Here is a 15,173-nt window from a genome sequence, read left to right on the forward strand (position 1 = left end):
ACATCCGATGCGGGGCTCGGATGATCCGCCAACGGCGCCACCTTCGCCGGGGTGGGGCTACTGTCTTGGCGTATTGCTGGCGTTTCCGCCCTTGACACCGGCGCCGCGAACCTCCAGCCGAATCTCGTCCAGCACCGTGCCTTGCGCATCGGTCAACTGGACGACGTGGCGGCCGGGCCAGGGCAGCCACTGGACGCTGTTCTCGCGCGAGAAGGGCTTGCCGTCCATGCGCCAGCGCACTGCGCGGCCGGTGGCTTCGAAGCGCACGCGTTGGCGCTCGGGCGGGATGTCCGGATCAAGCGCGAGGATGGTGCCGTCGGCGGGCGCGGTGATGCGCGCGGATGCCATGCCGCTGGCAAGAGGCTCGATGGCGAACAGCGCCTGCTCGGTGCCCGCCAGGAACCACTCGTTGCGCGCTGCCTCGAGCGGGCCGCCGTCGATGCCCGCACCGAACGTGACCTTTGCCTGAATAAGGCCCGGCGGCGGCGACGGCGCGCGACTGGCTTCGTGCCGGTGCAGGAAGCCCATCACCTCGGCCCACACTGGCGCCCCGCCGCTGGTACCGCTCACGTCCCGCATCGGCGCGCCGCTGGCGTTGCCGACCCACACGCCGACGGTGTAGCGCTGCGACCAGCCAATGGCCCAGTTGTCTCTCATGTCCTTGCTCGTGCCGGTCTTGACCGCTGTCCAGAAGCGCGTGCCCAGCACGCTGTCGAGCCCGAAGGTGCGCGCACGTGCGTTGGGGTCGCTGAGGATGTCGCCAACGATAAAGGCAGCGCCCGCGTCGATGGCCTGCCGGGTACTGCCATTGCCGCCTGCGCTTCCGCTGCCTTGCTGTGCGTGCGTTACGTCCCGAGTCGGACCGTAGCGCCCGCCATTCGCCAGCGTCCGATACCCGTTGGTCAACGACAGCAAGGACACCTCCGCGCTGCCCAGCGCCAGGCTGTAGCCGTAGTAGTCGCCGCTCTCCCGCAGCGAGACGCCCGCGGCCCGCAACTGCCGCGCGAAGGCCTCGGGCGAGACCATCACCAGCGTGCGCACGGCGGGCACGTTGAGCGAGGAGGCCAGCGCGGTGCGCACAGAAACGTAGCCCTTGAACTGCCGGTCGTAGTTCTGCGGGATGTAGAGCCCACTGGCTGTGCTGATCTGCGCGGAGGAATCGTCCAGCAGCGATGCGGCGGTGAGCCTTCGTTCGGCAATCGCCTCGGCATAGAGCAGGGGCTTCAGCGTGGAACCGGGTTGACGCTGCGCCAGCACGCCATCGACTTCGGCGGCCTGGCTCAGCGGCCCCGACGAGCCGACCCATGCCAGTACTTCGCCGGAGGCGTTGTCGAGCACGACCAGCGCGCCGTCTTCCACCTCGCGCCCGCGCAGCTCGCGCAGGTGGCGTCGCAAGGTGCCGAGCGCAAAGCGTTGCAGCGGCGCGCGCAAGGTCGTGCGGATGCTCTCCGCGCCGTCCGCGTTGCGCGCCACGCGACGCCCGAGGTGCGGCGCAATGCCTTCGCTCGGGTCGAACACGCGTCGCTGCAAGGCTGCGCTGGCGAACATATCCATCGCATCGCAATCGGCCTTGCTGATTCCCCAGCCCCCAGGGCCGGGCTGCGCCGGGCCCGTCCTCCGAGGCGTATCCAGTCGCGCTGGCAAAGCCACATCGACTTGCGTCGTTTCCATCGTTCGCAACACCTCGCAGGCCCGCTGCGCCACCTGCGCCGGCTTGGCGTTGGGCGCACGAACCAGCGCAGCAGCGAGCGCGGCCTCACGCGTGTCGAGCCCGCTCGGCGCCTTGCCGAACAGCGTGCGCGACAAGGCGTCGATGCCGACCACCTCGCCGCGAAATGGCACCGTGTTGAGGTAGGCCTCGAGGATCTGGTCCTTGCGCCATGTGCGTTCCAGCCGCTGCGCATCGACGGTCTGCCCGACCTTCTGCGACAGGCTGCGACCACCGGCGCCCTGGCGCAAGTCCTCGTCGAGCAGGCCGGCGAGTTGCATGGTGATGGTCGAGGCGCCGCGCGTGCGCGTGTTCCAGAGGTTGCCCCACGCCGCCGCCGACACCGCGCGCCAGTCCACGCCGCTGTGTTCGTAGAAGCGCTTGTCCTCCGACAGCAGCATGGCGTTTCGCAAGGCCGGCGACACGTCGGGCAGCGCGATCCATTGCCCGCGCCGCACGGTGGCGTCGGTGCGTACGCGTTGAAGCAGTTCGCCGTCGCGATCGAGCACGCGCACGTCGGAGGGATGGAAGTTGCGCCGCACCTCATCGAAGGCCGGCACCGCTTGCGCGCGGGGCAGCGCCGCCGCCCACAGGAGGGCGATCGCAAGGCATGGCAACGCGCGGCGGCGGGGGACAGGGCGCATGGGTCTGGGCCTACTCGAAAAGGGGCATTCGCGGCGCTGTCGGCCGCGGGCCCGCCGGCCATTGTGAAGGCTGTGAAAGAAAAGGAAACACCATGAAGAAAACAGTTCTCTTGCTCGCCGCCGCGGCCGTCACCGCCTTGTCGGGTTGTGTCGCGGTGCCCTACGACGCGGGCTACTCGCGCGCCGAACAGCCGCCACCCCATGCCCGCGACCGCGGTTACCGGGATCGCGACGGCGACGGCGTGCCCAATCGCTACGACCGGGCGCCGAACAACCCGGCCTATCGCTGAAGGTATCAATCTTTCTACTGCGGCCACCGATCTCGGGCCTGCGCTGCTCACCGCACTCAAGTACGGCTGGGCTACGCATAACGGGCCTCCTGGCTGGCGCCCTCGCTGCGACATCTTCACGCCTTCAGGTCCTGTGGTGGAGGTGATCAGTACGCCCTTTCGAGAGTGGAGAAATCGCCCTTCCGCATGCGCTGCGACGCTCGTAGCATTCGACGCAGCGGGAAACCGCTTCGGAAGGAGCAGCCATGTCGTGGAACGAACTCTTCCTTGCCTTGGGCGGCGTTGCGGGCGTCGCCGCAGGGCTCACGCTGTTTGCCAAGCTGGTCGCCGAGAAGAGCGCCGACGCGGCGCTGCGGCGCTTCGAGCACACGCTGAAGCTCGCGGAGGAAAACCACCGCGTGGCGTTGACCCTGGCCAGTACGGTCGACACCGAACTGCGCACGCAACGCAGGGCCGCCTACATCCTCCTGTGGTCCCTGACCGGCAAGCTGCCGCAGTGGCCGCGCAATGACGAACTGCAATACAGCGACCTGCGCAAGCTCTCCGGAGACTTGCGCGACTGGTATTTCCAGACGGGCGGCATCTACCTGTCGGAGTCGGCGCGGAAGGTCTACGGCACGGCGCAGGAGCGCATCCACGCGGTGCTCGCCGAGGGCCGCACGGGCCCGGTCGGCAAGGCCCACTACGAAACTTTGCGCAAGGCCTGCAGCGCATTGCGCACCGAGCTGACCGAAGACCTGCTCTCGCGGCGCGAATCGCCGGCATTGCCCGTGTCCGGACTTGCCACGCCCGGGCGCTGAACGTATCGTGCGGATCCCCCCAACACACCTCACTGATCGGAGCATCCATGCCCAAGGGTTACTGGATCGCGCGCGTCGACGTTTCCGACCCGGAGCAGTACAAGGCCTACATCGCGGCCAATGCCGAGCCATTCCGCAAGTACGGCGCGCACTTCCTGGTGCGGGCGGGTGCGTTCGAGAACCCCGAAGGCATCAGCCGCTCGCGCAACGTGGTGATCGAGTTCCCTTCGCACCAGGCTGCGCTCGACTGCTGGAAGTCACCCGAATACCAGGCGGCCATGAAGCTGCGCACGTCAGTGTCGACCATCGACCTCGTGATCATCGAAGGCTACGAGGGGCCGCAGCCAGCGGATGCGAAGGCATAGGCCAAGGTGCGGAGCCCGCGAACTTTGAAGGTGTGACCGAGGCTTGCCGGGAGTTGTCGACTCGAACCGCCGGTTCTAGCCATCGTCGCCTCCTCCATTGCCTGAAGCACGCCAAGTCCGGGCAGTAAGCGCATCAATGGCTTCATGCAAGTGACGCTGAGCCGCATCGGAATCAGCGTGCTTTGCATTCAAGAGTTCGTAGGCATGGCGAGCCACGATGGACCCGATGGCGTGTATTGCTTCATGACGTGACAAGCCCTCAACTTGCAGGCGCTCAACTGCGTGGCAACTGGGTCCGAACCCCATGGCGATCTGATTTTCCACGATGGCGTGAAATGCAGCGTGGGCTTTCGCATTCGGCATATTGATGCGCGCGGACGTGTGATACCTCTGTACCAGACGAATGCGCTCGCTTTCACTGAGCGCGAGCCATTCGCTCGCAACCGGTGACTTGTCCGGGTTGTAGTACTTGGCTGTCATGTCTTCTCTGGCGTCGCAAGTACTTCGTACCGTCAGGCGCGTGGGCTGTTGCCAAACCTCGCGGCTGACCGCGCCTTGGCTCGCTGCGCCTCGACTTCCCTGTCACGCGGTTCGGCCGTGGTCACCAGCGACGCGATCAGCGTCCGCGCCGTGGCGGCCACTTCCTCCACCGCGCGCTCGAAGGCCTCTGTGTTGCTCTTGGAAGGCACGGTGAAGCCGCTGAGCTTGCGGACGAACTGCAACGAGGCGTCGCGGATCTCCTGTTCAGTGGCCGGCGGCTCGAAGTTGAAGAGGGTGCGGATGTTCCTGCACATGGGCGTGCTCCGGGTGCGTTGGGCGTCTACTGGACGCGCGTCGAGCAATCCGGGCCGGTGAAGCCCGCCTTGCATTCGGTGAGGACCGCTGGCCGCTTGACGGCCGATGGCGTTGACAGGCCGGTGCCGGCCGAACCGGCGGCCGGCACGTAGAGGATCTTGCTCTTGCCGTTGCCGCAGGTGCCGACCACGCGGCCGGGCTCGGTCGATGCGGCATCGGCAATGGTCAAGGTGAAGCTGGCAATGCCGCCCGCCTTGATCTTCTGGTCGATCTCGGCCTTGAGTTCGTCGCATGTCAGTGCGTGGCTGGCCGTCGATGCGGCGAGGAGGGCGATGAGGAGTGCAATCAGCCTGGTCATGGCTTTCCCTGTGGAGTGGTCTGGATGTCATGCACCACGGCGGCGAGACGATCCAGATTCTGCTCGTTCGCCTCCGGCACGACGTGGGCGATGCGATCGCGTTCTTCCGGCGTGTCGAAGACTTGTCGCCAGGTGACCAGCGTGCGCTGGCCCTGGTCGGCCAGTTCGATCGTCAGCAGGAAGTGATGCGGGGAGGCGACGTGCTCGATCACGACGCGCTGCTGCGGCACGATGTCGGCGAAGGTGTTCTCGTTCGGATAGTCGGTGCCGTCCGGGCCATGCAGCGTGAAGCGCCACGCGCCGCCCTTGCGAAAGTCGAAGCCGCGGAAGGTGCTGGAGAAGCCTCGCGGGCCCCACCAGCGCGCGAGATGCTCGGGATGGCTGATCGCGCTGAACACCACCTCGCGCGGCGCGTCGATCAGGCGCGTGTGCAGGAAATAGTTGGGTGCTGGGCGTGCATAGCTGGCCGTCAGCATCTCCCACTGGTGGCCATCGGGCACGTTCCAATAGATCATCCGGCCGCCGTACTCGGTGTTGATCTGGTTGTTCATCGGGCCGGTCACGGTGTTGCGGTACGGGATGCCCGCGGCCTGGATGCGGCCGAGGATCGCGTCGAACTGCGCCTCGCTCACGCGGAAGCAGAAGTGGTAGATGGGGAAGTCTTCATCGGTGTCGATGAAGTCCAGCGTCAGGCCGTCGTTGACGAAGACCGGGGAGAACGGGCCGAGGGATGTTTCCGACCACGGCACGCCGAGCAGGTCGGCGAGTTGCTTCGCCGATGCGAGCTTGTGGTGTGTGGGGACGATGGTGTGGTCGAGTTCGATGGGCATCGTGGGTCTCCTTGGGCGTTGCGGGCCTGCTCAGACCCGTGACCTAGCTTCGTGCGCTCCCGTGACCGGGCCTTCGACGCGGAGGACGTACAAGGAAGGCCTGGGTCACTTGGCAAGTCTTGCCCGAAGTCGCGTCATCGCTTCGTCTGCAGCAACCTCGGACGCAGCGCCCGACGCCAAGGACGCTTCACGACGATCGGCTTCGACTTCGGGGTCGGCGTCAAGGCTGGCGATCAGTCGCTCCAGCAGGTGCGATCTGTCCGCGGGCGCGAGTTTCAGGGCTGCCGCTTCAAGGGCTTCGAGGTGGGGGCTCATTGGGTTCTCCGACGCGAGTGCACTGGACTATTGGTAGCTTGCCACAACACGGGAATCTCGATGAGCCAACGGTGCACTCGGAGGTCTGTGTCAGCCCGCGCCGTCAAGCACCAACTGCGTCTGCGTGATCACCGCGCACAGCTTGCCATCGGCATTCTTGATCGTGGTCTGCCACACCATCGTCGTGCGCCCTCGGTGCAGCGCCAGGCTCTCGCCGGTGACCACTGTTCCGACACGCGCCCCGGCGATGAACTTGGTGCTTGAATCGGTGGTCGTCGTCTTCTTGCCGGGCGCAAGGTTCAACACCGTGCCGACGGCGCCCAGCGTGTCTGCGAAGGCCATGTAGGCGCCGCCGTGCAGGATGCCGCCGGAGGTGCAGAGGTCCGGCCGGACTTCCATCGTCGCGAGCACGCGCTCGGGCGCGACCTCCACGAGCTTGACGCCCATGAGGCCGGGGAACACCGGGTCCAGGAATTTCTGTAGCGTGGCGAGGTCGAGCATCAAGTCTCCTGGGTGGTTGTGAGCAGTCGGGTCATGTAGGCGCTGTGCGGGTCTTCGACATAGTCGCCGAAGGGCGGGCAGTAGGCAAAGCCGAAGCTGGCGTAGAGCTTGTGCGCGGGCTGGAAGGTCGCGATGGGGCCGGTCTCCAGGCTCAGGCGGACATAGCCGCGTCGGCGGGCTTCTTCGATGATGTGCGCGAGGATTGCGCGGCCGGCGCCCTTGCGTCGGCGGCCTTCAGGCGTGCGCATGGACTTGACCTCGCCGTGCGTCGGGCTCAGTTCCTTGAGCGCGCCGCAGCCCACCAGTTCGCCGTCCGACCAGGCGGTCCAGAAGGTGATGTCGGGCTGGCGCAGCGCATCGAGATCCAGCGCGTGCACGCTTTCCGGTGGCGAGAGGGCGCGCATGTTGCGCAGGTGTTCGTCCAGCAGGGCGTGGATCTTCGGGCCGCGAAGGTCGTCGATTTGGATGTGCATGGTTCAGGTGGCGCGCGCTTGCAATCGCTCTTCCAGGTTGCGCCGGACAGCCGGCCATTCGTCGTCGATGATGCTGAAGCGCACCGAGTTGCGCTTGCGTCCATTGGGCATGATCCGCTCGTTGCGCACGATGCCTTCCTGCTTCGCGCCCAGGCGCAGGATTGCGGCGCGCGATGCCTGGTTGGTCTCGTCGGTCGTCAGTTGCACGCGCACGCAGTGCAGTTCCTCGAAGGCGTAGCGCAGCATGAGGAACTTGGCCTCGGTGTTGACGAAGCTCTTTTGCCATGTTGCCGACAGCCAGGTGCTGCCGATCTCCAGCTTGCGGTTCACGCGGTCCACCTTCCAGAAGCGGGTCGAGCCGATGACCTCGCCGGTCGCGATGATCTCGATGGCGAAGGGCAGCACGGTGCCGGCATCGCGGCCCGCGAGTGCGGTGGCGATCCAGGCGTCGACTGTTGCCGCGGAAGGCACCACGGTGAAGAGAAGGTTCCACAGTTCGCCATCTGATGCGGCGCGGACCAGCGCATCGGCATCCGATGCCTGCAAGGGCCGCAAGCGGACGCGCGGGCCAACGAGAGCATGCAAGTCAGTTGTCATCTTCCAGGTAGCCGCGCCGCGACGCCTGCCCTTGGTCCTCGAAGATCGCCATCGCCGTCGTCATGCGCCGGAAGCCAAGCGATCGGTAGAACGGTTCCTTGCCCGGCACCGCGTACAGGATGATCTTCCGATGACCTCTTGAAAGCTCTACCAGCGTCGACATGATCTCCCGCCCGAGGCCCAGGCCCTGGTGGCTCGGCAGCAACGCGACGTCGCAGATGTACGAGCAGTCCGCGCCATCCGCGAGCGCCCGACCCGCGCCGACCAGCCGGCCGTCGTCGCGCACGAAGCAGCGGAACATGCTGTGCGTGAAGACGCCCTTCAGCCACTCGGGCCGTTTGTCGCCGAGCGGTGCGGCGCGGTAGAGCGCCGAGAGTTCATCCCAGTCGATGTCGTCGATCGAATGCGACCATTGCAGTGCCACGAATTGCCTCGATTGAAAGCGTGAGCCAGTTGCGTTTATAGCAACCCGGCTCGCGCGCCGCAGCGAGGCGGCAGCGCGCTACGGTAAGGCCAAGTCCACGCTGAGTTCGTTGGCCGCAATGATGCCCGCCGCCCCCGGGATGCGCGGCGTCGCGACGGGCGATCAGGACGAGCGTGGCCTTGCCGTTTCGGACAGTGGCACAGCCAACTGCCGCAGCCAGCGAACCGGCTCCTCGAAGTCGATGCAGTCCTTGACGGCCTGGAGCATGCTCCCGATCAGCGGACGGTGATCGTCCTTGCGCCAATGAAACGCGTAGCGCAGGGGCTGCATCGGATGCTCGATCTTCAACAGGCGCAGGTCGCCGGAGCGTGTCATGGGAATGGCCCAGCTCGCGGGGAGTATCCCGATGCCCAGGCCTTCAGCCAACAAGCCTGCGACGCCCGCCCAACTGTTGCAACTCAGGCGCTGGCCAATCGTCATGTTGGTGGCGTCCAGCCAGTCGTTCAAGACACGCGTACTGCCGGTCCCCGGGGGAGAGGAAATGACCGGTATGTCAGCGAGCATCTCGGCTGTCACCGTGACCGCCTTGCCTGTCAGCGACCTGGACGCAACCCACTTGAAATGCGCCTCGCCAATGTGTTCGGAAAGGATGGCCGAGCGCGTGGGGCGGCCCGCAATGACCGCGAAATCGAGCACCCCTTCAAACACCTTTTGTTCCAGCGAACCGAGTGAACTGCCCGCATCGACGGAAGGTTCCAGCTTCAGCTCCGGGTAGCGCTCCCGCGCAACGCGAATCACCTTGGGAAGCCAAGTCAACGCAGAGATCTCGCCCACGCCAAAACGACAGACGCCGCGCAGGCTGACGTCCTTGATCACTGCACTTCGCGCTTCTTCCGCCTGCGCCAGCAATGCCTTCGCGCGTGGCAGCAGCAACTGCCCCGCATCGGTGAGGATGGCCTTGTGGCCATCGCGATTGAACAGGGGCTTGCCCAGGTCCAGCTCCAGTTCAGAGATCCGCTTGGACAAGGACGATACCGACAGGTGCACACGCTCCGCCGCCTGGACGAAGCTCGCGCAGTTGGCCGCCCAGTAGAACGCCTCCAATTGCTTGAGCGTCATGTCTTTGAAAAAAAAGAAAAGAGAGCTTCTATTTTATTCGCTTTATTTCCGAACGTACTCCTCCGATGATCCGTTACCGACAACGCAGGAGACACCCGATGACCCCTCACTTCACCAGCAACATCGCAGAGATTCCGTGGCAGGAATACCCCGGCCACTTCGGTGGCGCGCTTTCCAAGGCGCTGGTGCAACCCAAGACCTGCGGGTCGCGCCACATCGACTTCCGGATTTCCTGCTACCAGCCGATGGCCTACGTGGCCGAGCACGTGCACAAGGTGCAGGAGCAGGTCTACCACGTGCTGGAAGGAGAGGGCCTGCTGACGTTGGGCGACGAGCGCCGCGTGATGCGCCGCCATGACTACGCCTTCATGCCGCCGGGCGTGCGCCACAGCTTCACCAACACGGGTCTGGTACCGCTGGTCTTCCTGGTCATTACCACGCCGGTGGATGACGAAGAAGTGCCCTTGTAACGCGCACTTCCGCCCCGCCCAGTCGTCAGATCCTCAAGAAACACCGGAGTCGAACATGAAGCCGAGAACCATTGCCATCGTGGCAGGCGCAGCCGTGAGTGCCGTCTTGTCCACGCCGCTGCTTGCAGCGGACTTCCCAGTCAGGCCCATCACCATGGTCGTGCCCTATCCGGCGGGCGGGCCCAGCGACAACATCGCAAGAGCGCTTGCCACATCCATGGGCAAGACGCTCAAGCAGCCTGTGGTGATCGACAACACCAGCGGCGCCGGCGGCACGGTGGGCACGGCCAAGGTCGCACGCTCACCCAATGACGGCTACTGGATCCTGCTTCAGAACATCGGCGCGGCGACGACACCGTCGCTCTACCGTTCCCTCTCCTACAAGCCCGACGACCTGACGCCCATCGGCCTGGTCGCCACCGCGCCATCCGTGATCATTGCCCGCAAGGACTTGCCCGCCAGCAACCTGACCGAGCTGATGGCGTACATCAAGAAGGACCCTGCCAAGGTCAACATGGGCCACTCGGGCATCGGCTCGGCCTCGCATCTGTGCGGCCTGCTGTTCCAGTCTGCAATCAAGCAGCGCGTCACGTCGATCGCCTACAAGGGCGCGGCGCCGGCGATGAACGACATCATGGGCGGGCAGTTCGACTTCATGTGCGAACAGACTTCGGTTGCATTGCCCTTCATCCAGAGCGGCAGCGTGAAGGCCATGGCTGTCACCTCCAAGAAACGCCTTTCGCAACTTCCCAACGTGCCGAGCACCGTGGAGGGTGGCCTGCCTGCGGTCGACATCGGCGTGTGGCACGGCGTCTATGCGCCCAAGGGCACGCCGAAGGAGGTGATCGACAAGTTGTCTGGCGCCATCGCCGTCGCACTGCGCGACGCCGAAGTGCACAAGCGCTATGCCGACCTGGGTGTCGAGACCGCTCCACCGGAGGACGGTCAGCCTGCACCGCTTGCGAAGTTGCAGGAGGCCGAGTTGGCGCGCTGGACGCCGATCATCAAGGCGGCAGCAGAGTACGCGGATTGAGTCGCATGCAGTGCCGTGCGGATGCGTCATTGCATGCATCCACGCGATCCGGCGCAACGACCGCCGAACCCGATTCCAAAAAGGATAATCATGACCATTCGTCGACATGCTTTGATGGCGCTGGCAGCAGCTTGCTGCGGTGCTGTCCCTCACGCCTTTGCGCAGGCGCCCGCGTTTCCCAGCAAGCCGATTCGTGTGCTCGTATCCGCGGCGCCCGGAGGAATCTCGGACGTGTTGGGCCGGCTGGTCGCGCAACGCTTGGGCCAGATCTACAGCCAACCGGTCATCGTGGAAAACAAGACGGGGGCTGGCGGTCATGTCGCTGGCGCAGAGGTGGCCAAGGCGCCTGCCGACGGCTACACCTTGCTGGTCGGCACGATCGCGCATAACGGCGTGACGTCGCTCTATCCGCATCTCACTTACAGCCCATCCAAGGACCTTCAGCCTGTCATCCTGATCGCTGAGAGCGCGGGCGTGCTGGCGGTCAACCCGGCATTCCAGGCGCGGACTACCGCCGAACTCATTGCGCTCGCAAAAGCGCAACCGGGGACCATTGCGTACGGCTCTGCTGGCAGCGGCTCGGCGGTCCACATGGCAGCCGCTCTCTTCGAGTACATGGCGAACGTCAAGTTGAGCCACGTTCCCTACAAAGGAAGCGGGCCGGCGCTCACCGATTTGATAGGCGGCCAGATACCCGTCATGTTCGACAACCTGTCGAGTGTCTTGCCGTACATCAAGTCCGGGAAGCTGCGCGCCTTGGGCGTGACCAGCCCGCAGCGCCAGCCGAGCCTGCCGGACGTTCCGACGATCGCCGAATCGGGCGTTCCTGGCTATGCGTCGGTGCCCTGGTACACGATCTCGGTCTCGCGCAACGTTCCGCCGGAGATCGTTCGCAAGCTCAATGCCGACCTCAACACGGCCATCCGTGCGCCTGAACTCAAGGCGCGATGGGATTCCATCGGAGTGACGCCGCTGGGTGGCAGCGTGGAAGACGCGCTGAAACGCAACGCCATTGAGACCGAAAGATGGACCAAGGTCATCAAGGCCGCAAACATCGTGGTCGACTGAGGCAACAAGAATGGTCAATCCAGACACGCCAAGGATTGCGGTTTTCACCAAGAACCGCAGCAATCCGGCCTACGAGGCCGCCCGTATCGGTGCCGAGCGAGCCGCGGCCCGCTTGGGCGCCCGGATCGAACACTACGTCCCGGAGATCGCCGACGATCCGGACCAGCAGATTGCGCTGGTGGCGCAAGCCCTTGAGACCCGGCCCGATGCCTTTGTCTTCACCGCGGTACACCTGACGAGGCTAGAGCAGGCGCTCGATTCGATCAAGGAGGCCGGCATCCCTGTTTTCAGTTTCATCGGGCGCCTGAATCCCGGTCGCGCCGTGAGCCACGTCGGTGCGATGGACTACCAGCTGGCCACCGACGTTGCCAACCGCCTGTTCGACCACCTCGGGGGCCGGGGCAAGATCGCCATCATCGAAGGCCCCGCGTCGACGGCGACGAACGTACGGCGATTGCAAGGGTATCTGGACGCCGCTGCGCTGCGTCCGGAGATCGAGATCGTCGCGCGGTGCAGCGGTGCCAACTTGCGCGGGCCTGGCCGGGAAGCGTTTGCCAAGGTGCTTCAACAGCAACCGTGCGTCGACGGGGTCCTGGCCGCCAACGACGACATGGCGATCGGCGCGCTTGCCGCACTGGACGAGGTCGGCCGCCGCTCGGCAATCGTTGGTGTCAATGCGATTCCGGAAGCCATCGCTGCGATACGCGATGGGCGCATGCTCGCCACCGCCGATTTCAACGCGATGCTGCTTTGCCATCTGGCCACTGAGTGCGCGATTCGCCATCTTCGTGGCGAGGCGGTGCCGGCGGAGGTCGAACTCCCGGCGCCGATCGTCGACGCCCAAAACTACAGCGCCTGGGACAGGCCTTACCTGGAGCAACGGCTCCCAACCCTCAACGAGGTCACTCAATGAAGAACCAACACGCGGAAGTCACTTTGGATGTCACGGGCCGTCTGGCGAACTACATGGCGGCTGCGGCAACCACTGCGCTGCCGGAGGAAGTCGCACTGGCGTCCAAGCATCGGATCCTGGACACCATCGCTGCGATCGTCTCCGGCGCCAGAATGAACCCGGGAACGATGGCGATCGACTATGTGCGCGGGTTGGGCGGTGCGCCGCAGGCCAGCGTGCTGGCGTCGTCGATCATGACCACGGCCGCCGACGCCGCGTTGGCCAATGCGATGTGCGCTCATGCGGATGAGACGGACGATTTCGAGCCTGTCACCAAGGCCCATCCCGGATCCTCCAGCGTGCCGGCCGCACTCGCCATGGCCGAAAAGAACGGCGCTTCGGGAGAAGCGGTCATCCGCTCCGTTGCGCTCGGCTATGACCTTGGATGCCGGCTTCTCATGGCCCTTGGCCCCAACCACGTACGAGCCACGCACAGGAGTGCCGAGGGCACGAGTTCCACCTTCTGCGCACTTGGCGCGGCGGCGCCTCTGGCGCGCCTGGACGCCCAGCGCATGCGCTACGCGATTTCCTACGCAGCGCAGCAGGTGTCCGGCCTCTGGAGCTGGGTCAAGGACGAGGACCACGTCGAGAAGGCGTTCGACTTTGCCGGCATGGGTGCGCGCAACGGCGTGATGGCGGTGACCATGGTCGAGTCGGGGATGACCGGTGTTCACGACGTTCTTGACGGCACGCACAACCTGTTCATCGCCTTGTCGACGCAGCCCAACCCGGAGGCGATGGTCGAGGCGCTTGGGAGCAGGTTCTTCGTCGCTGAATCGTCCATCAAGACCTTCTCTGTCGGCTATCCGAATCAGTCGGCGCTCGACGCTTTGCTGTTTCTGCGCCGGGAACATGGACTGCAGGCCGACAACGTCCAGGCCATCCGCGTCAAGCTTCCGACAGACGCGATCGGCATCGTCGGCAACAGCGCCATGGCAGATGTCAGCTGCCAGCATCTCGTCTCACTTGCGCTGCTCAGGGGTCAGATGTCCTTCGAGGACAGCCACGACATGTCGCTCATGAAAGATCCGGCCGTTCTTGCGATCCGCCAGAAGCTGACCCTGACAGGCGATCCCGATCTGATGGATCCGGCCGCACCGCGCGGCGCCATCGTCGAGGTGGACCTGACAGATGGGCGCCGGGTCGCGCATCACACGCGATTCGCGCCGGGAACCAAGGAGCGGCCGCTGAGTACCGAGCAGGTGAACGCGAAGGCGCGCAACCTGATGGCGCCGGTCCTGGGCGAGGGCAAGGCCGAAGAGCTGATCCTCCAGATCAACAACCTCGAGAAGGTGGCCGACATCCGCCAACTCAGGGCGCTCTGGACAGCCTAGGCATCAGCGCACGAGGAGCACACCATGAAATTCGAAGGCTTTCTCCACATCAACGTCCGGTGCTCTCCGGAGGACCTGCCAGCGATCGAGCGGTTCTACGCCGACGTGCTCGGCTTGAAGTCGGGCTTCCGTCCCAACTTCAGTTTCCCGGGCATCTGGCTTTACGACGGTGCGGACCCGATCGTCCACGTGCAGGCCCGGTATCCACAAGGCTCGTTCGTGAGGGACGGGCACAGCGCCAGCTTTGACCACATCGCCTGGCGTGCCTCGGGTGCCGTCGAATTTCGCAAGCACCTGAAGAAGCTGGCGATCGACTTCCAGGAGCAGAACATCGAGGCGGCGGGCTACCAGGTCTTTCTTTACGACCCCGTGGGAACAAAGCTCGAGTTCAACTTCCTCAACGAGCATGTTGCAGATGCTGTTCCGGTGGGCACGACTGCAGGGATGGCCACCCGATGAAGCTCTTCATGAACGAAGGGTCGCCCTTCGCTCGCAAGGCGCGCATCTTCGCGCGTGAGAAGGGGCTGTCCGACCGCATCCAGGAGGTCGTGACGGCGGTTTCGCCCGTCGATGCCAACAGTGCATTGGCGCGCGAGAACCCCTTGATCAAGATACCTGTCCTGGTCACGGACGACGGTGCGCGCCTCTACGACTCGGGTGTGATCTGCGAATACCTCGATACCCTGCATGAACGCGCGAGAGCCTTCCCATCCTCCGGGCCGGCCCGCTTCGAGACGCTGGGGCAACAGGCACTGTGCGATGGCGCTCTCGATGCCGCGATCCTGTGCCGGTACGAACTGGCGCTCAGGCCCGTCGGCCTGCGATGGAACGAATGGATCGAGGGGCAGAGGCTGAAGATCGGCGGTGCGCTGTCGGTCCTCGAAACGGAAGCGCAGTCGTGGCCGGACGAATTCGAGATGGCGCAGATTGGCGCGGTTTGTGTTCTCGGGTATCTGGACTTCAGGTTTCCAGAATGGGAATGGCGCCGCACGCATCCGCAGCTTGCCGGTTGGTACCGTGCCGCGTCGATCCGGCCGTCGGTGGTTGCGACTGCACCTGCATGAGATCGCAGCGGGCCGGGCGCAGCCCGGCCCTGA

Annotated in this window: 21 protein-coding genes; 10 read left to right on the forward strand and 11 right to left on the reverse strand. The window is 65.1% G+C overall.

The genetic code is table 11. From position 1 onward, the window contains the following. Positions 1-57: 57 nt before the first annotated feature. On the reverse strand, positions 58-2,352 hold the full coding sequence (locus WKW82_RS24180; RefSeq protein WP_340344890.1) for a transglycosylase domain-containing protein: 2,295 nt from the start codon (positions 2,350-2,352) through the stop codon (positions 58-60). 92 nt (positions 2,353-2,444) lie between these two features. On the opposite strand from WKW82_RS24180, the gene WKW82_RS24185 reads away from it, so the two are divergent. The 3 genes from WKW82_RS24185 (at position 2,445) to WKW82_RS24195 (ending at position 3,807) form a co-directional block, all read left to right on the forward strand. Continuing rightward, entirely contained in the window at positions 2,445-2,642 is a 198-nt protein-coding gene (locus tag WKW82_RS24185) for a hypothetical protein (RefSeq protein ID WP_340344891.1), read from the forward strand. Between the two features lie 245 nt (positions 2,643-2,887). Next, entirely contained in the window at positions 2,888-3,442 is a 555-nt protein-coding gene (locus tag WKW82_RS24190; RefSeq protein WP_340344892.1) for a hypothetical protein, read from the forward strand. Between the two features lie 47 nt (positions 3,443-3,489). Further along, complete coding sequence (locus WKW82_RS24195) at positions 3,490-3,807, forward strand: DUF1330 domain-containing protein (protein WP_340344893.1); 318 nt, start codon at positions 3,490-3,492, stop codon at positions 3,805-3,807. A 75-nt stretch (positions 3,808-3,882) separates the two neighbouring features. On the opposite strand, the gene WKW82_RS24200 is transcribed toward WKW82_RS24195, so the two are convergent. From WKW82_RS24200 to WKW82_RS24245, 10 genes are all read right to left on the reverse strand, one after another. Further along, positions 3,883-4,287: a hypothetical protein gene (locus tag WKW82_RS24200; RefSeq protein WP_340344894.1), complete on the reverse strand. Its 405-nt coding sequence runs from the start codon at positions 4,285-4,287 to the stop codon at positions 3,883-3,885. Between the two features lie 32 nt (positions 4,288-4,319). Next, the gene (locus tag WKW82_RS24205) at positions 4,320-4,601 is read right to left on the reverse strand and encodes a DUF2277 domain-containing protein (protein WP_340344895.1); all 282 of its coding nucleotides are present in this window, start codon (positions 4,599-4,601) and stop codon (positions 4,320-4,322) included. 26 nt (positions 4,602-4,627) lie between these two features. Beyond that, positions 4,628-4,960 carry a DUF1161 domain-containing protein gene (locus tag WKW82_RS24210; protein WP_340344896.1) on the reverse strand — a complete coding sequence of 111 codons (333 nt, stop codon included), beginning with the start codon at positions 4,958-4,960 and terminating at the stop codon, positions 4,628-4,630. After that, positions 4,957-5,790 (reverse strand): SRPBCC domain-containing protein, encoded by an 834-nt coding sequence (locus tag WKW82_RS24215; RefSeq protein ID WP_340344897.1) that lies wholly within the window; start codon positions 5,788-5,790, stop codon positions 4,957-4,959. Before WKW82_RS24215 ends, WKW82_RS24210 begins: the two co-directional genes overlap by 4 nt. Before the next feature lie 105 nt (positions 5,791-5,895). Next, positions 5,896-6,105 (reverse strand): hypothetical protein, encoded by a 210-nt coding sequence (locus WKW82_RS24220; protein WP_340344898.1) that lies wholly within the window; start codon positions 6,103-6,105, stop codon positions 5,896-5,898. Positions 6,106-6,195: 90 nt separating this feature from the next. Further along, the gene (locus tag WKW82_RS24225) at positions 6,196-6,606 is read right to left on the reverse strand and encodes a PaaI family thioesterase (RefSeq protein ID WP_340344899.1); all 411 of its coding nucleotides are present in this window, start codon (positions 6,604-6,606) and stop codon (positions 6,196-6,198) included. Further along, positions 6,606-7,079: a GNAT family N-acetyltransferase gene (locus WKW82_RS24230; protein ID WP_340344900.1), complete on the reverse strand. Its 474-nt coding sequence runs from the start codon at positions 7,077-7,079 to the stop codon at positions 6,606-6,608. The genes WKW82_RS24225 and WKW82_RS24230 overlap by 1 nt, the downstream gene beginning before the upstream one ends. A gap of 3 nt (positions 7,080-7,082) precedes the next feature. Continuing rightward, positions 7,083-7,664 carry a GNAT family N-acetyltransferase gene (locus WKW82_RS24235; protein ID WP_340344901.1) on the reverse strand — a complete coding sequence of 194 codons (582 nt, stop codon included), beginning with the start codon at positions 7,662-7,664 and terminating at the stop codon, positions 7,083-7,085. A gap of 1 nt (position 7,665) precedes the next feature. Continuing rightward, the gene (locus WKW82_RS24240) at positions 7,666-8,100 is read right to left on the reverse strand and encodes a GNAT family N-acetyltransferase (RefSeq protein WP_340344902.1); all 435 of its coding nucleotides are present in this window, start codon (positions 8,098-8,100) and stop codon (positions 7,666-7,668) included. A gap of 162 nt (positions 8,101-8,262) precedes the next feature. Continuing rightward, positions 8,263-9,219 (reverse strand): LysR family transcriptional regulator, encoded by a 957-nt coding sequence (locus WKW82_RS24245; protein ID WP_340344903.1) that lies wholly within the window; start codon positions 9,217-9,219, stop codon positions 8,263-8,265. 98 nt (positions 9,220-9,317) lie between these two features. On the opposite strand from WKW82_RS24245, the gene WKW82_RS24250 reads away from it, so the two are divergent. From WKW82_RS24250 to WKW82_RS24280, 7 genes are read left to right on the forward strand one after another with little or no spacing between them, the layout of a single operon-like run. Continuing rightward, positions 9,318-9,689: a cupin domain-containing protein gene (locus WKW82_RS24250; protein ID WP_340344904.1), complete on the forward strand. Its 372-nt coding sequence runs from the start codon at positions 9,318-9,320 to the stop codon at positions 9,687-9,689. A 55-nt stretch (positions 9,690-9,744) separates the two neighbouring features. After that, positions 9,745-10,722 carry a tripartite tricarboxylate transporter substrate-binding protein gene (locus WKW82_RS24255; RefSeq protein ID WP_340344905.1) on the forward strand — a complete coding sequence of 326 codons (978 nt, stop codon included), beginning with the start codon at positions 9,745-9,747 and terminating at the stop codon, positions 10,720-10,722. A 33-nt stretch (positions 10,723-10,755) separates the two neighbouring features. Further along, complete coding sequence (locus WKW82_RS24260; RefSeq protein ID WP_340344906.1) at positions 10,756-11,790, forward strand: Bug family tripartite tricarboxylate transporter substrate binding protein; 1,035 nt, start codon at positions 10,756-10,758, stop codon at positions 11,788-11,790. A gap of 10 nt (positions 11,791-11,800) precedes the next feature. After that, positions 11,801-12,703 (forward strand): sugar ABC transporter substrate-binding protein, encoded by a 903-nt coding sequence (locus WKW82_RS24265; RefSeq protein WP_340344907.1) that lies wholly within the window; start codon positions 11,801-11,803, stop codon positions 12,701-12,703. Next, positions 12,700-14,076, forward strand: a complete 1,377-nt coding sequence (locus WKW82_RS24270) for an MmgE/PrpD family protein (protein ID WP_340345190.1) — start codon at positions 12,700-12,702, stop codon at positions 14,074-14,076. The genes WKW82_RS24265 and WKW82_RS24270 overlap by 4 nt, the downstream gene beginning before the upstream one ends. A gap of 24 nt (positions 14,077-14,100) precedes the next feature. Then, entirely contained in the window at positions 14,101-14,535 is a 435-nt protein-coding gene (locus tag WKW82_RS24275) for a VOC family protein (protein ID WP_340344908.1), read from the forward strand. Beyond that, positions 14,532-15,140, forward strand: a complete 609-nt coding sequence (locus WKW82_RS24280) for a glutathione S-transferase (protein ID WP_340344909.1) — start codon at positions 14,532-14,534, stop codon at positions 15,138-15,140. Before WKW82_RS24275 ends, WKW82_RS24280 begins: the two co-directional genes overlap by 4 nt. Positions 15,141-15,173 lie beyond the last annotated feature (33 nt).

Source organism: Variovorax rhizosphaerae (assembly GCF_037889975.1).
GTDB lineage: Bacteria > Pseudomonadota > Gammaproteobacteria > Burkholderiales > Burkholderiaceae_C > Variovorax > Variovorax rhizosphaerae.

Excerpts from the sequence above, each read along its gene's own strand:
- WKW82_RS24180 (WP_340344890.1), bottom strand. The coding sequence starts at position 2,352 with ATGCGCCCTGTCCCCCGCCGCCGCGCGTTGCCATGCCTTGCGATCGCC.
- WKW82_RS24185 (WP_340344891.1), top strand. The coding sequence starts at position 2,445 with ATGAAGAAAACAGTTCTCTTGCTCGCCGCCGCGGCCGTCACCGCCTTG.
- WKW82_RS24190 (WP_340344892.1), top strand. The coding sequence starts at position 2,888 with ATGTCGTGGAACGAACTCTTCCTTGCCTTGGGCGGCGTTGCGGGCGTC.
- WKW82_RS24195 (WP_340344893.1), top strand. The coding sequence starts at position 3,490 with ATGCCCAAGGGTTACTGGATCGCGCGCGTCGACGTTTCCGACCCGGAG.
- WKW82_RS24200 (WP_340344894.1), bottom strand. The coding sequence starts at position 4,287 with ATGACAGCCAAGTACTACAACCCGGACAAGTCACCGGTTGCGAGCGAA.
- WKW82_RS24205 (WP_340344895.1), bottom strand. The coding sequence starts at position 4,601 with ATGTGCAGGAACATCCGCACCCTCTTCAACTTCGAGCCGCCGGCCACT.
- WKW82_RS24210 (WP_340344896.1), bottom strand. The coding sequence starts at position 4,960 with ATGACCAGGCTGATTGCACTCCTCATCGCCCTCCTCGCCGCATCGACG.
- WKW82_RS24215 (WP_340344897.1), bottom strand. The coding sequence starts at position 5,790 with ATGCCCATCGAACTCGACCACACCATCGTCCCCACACACCACAAGCTC.
- WKW82_RS24220 (WP_340344898.1), bottom strand. The coding sequence starts at position 6,105 with ATGAGCCCCCACCTCGAAGCCCTTGAAGCGGCAGCCCTGAAACTCGCG.
- WKW82_RS24225 (WP_340344899.1), bottom strand. The coding sequence starts at position 6,606 with ATGCTCGACCTCGCCACGCTACAGAAATTCCTGGACCCGGTGTTCCCC.
- WKW82_RS24230 (WP_340344900.1), bottom strand. The coding sequence starts at position 7,079 with ATGCACATCCAAATCGACGACCTTCGCGGCCCGAAGATCCACGCCCTG.
- WKW82_RS24245 (WP_340344903.1), bottom strand. The coding sequence starts at position 9,219 with ATGACGCTCAAGCAATTGGAGGCGTTCTACTGGGCGGCCAACTGCGCG.
- WKW82_RS24250 (WP_340344904.1), top strand. The coding sequence starts at position 9,318 with ATGACCCCTCACTTCACCAGCAACATCGCAGAGATTCCGTGGCAGGAA.
- WKW82_RS24255 (WP_340344905.1), top strand. The coding sequence starts at position 9,745 with ATGAAGCCGAGAACCATTGCCATCGTGGCAGGCGCAGCCGTGAGTGCC.
- WKW82_RS24260 (WP_340344906.1), top strand. The coding sequence starts at position 10,756 with ATGCATCCACGCGATCCGGCGCAACGACCGCCGAACCCGATTCCAAAA.
- WKW82_RS24265 (WP_340344907.1), top strand. The coding sequence starts at position 11,801 with ATGGTCAATCCAGACACGCCAAGGATTGCGGTTTTCACCAAGAACCGC.
- WKW82_RS24270 (WP_340345190.1), top strand. The coding sequence starts at position 12,700 with ATGAAGAACCAACACGCGGAAGTCACTTTGGATGTCACGGGCCGTCTG.
- WKW82_RS24275 (WP_340344908.1), top strand. The coding sequence starts at position 14,101 with ATGAAATTCGAAGGCTTTCTCCACATCAACGTCCGGTGCTCTCCGGAG.
- WKW82_RS24280 (WP_340344909.1), top strand. The coding sequence starts at position 14,532 with ATGAAGCTCTTCATGAACGAAGGGTCGCCCTTCGCTCGCAAGGCGCGC.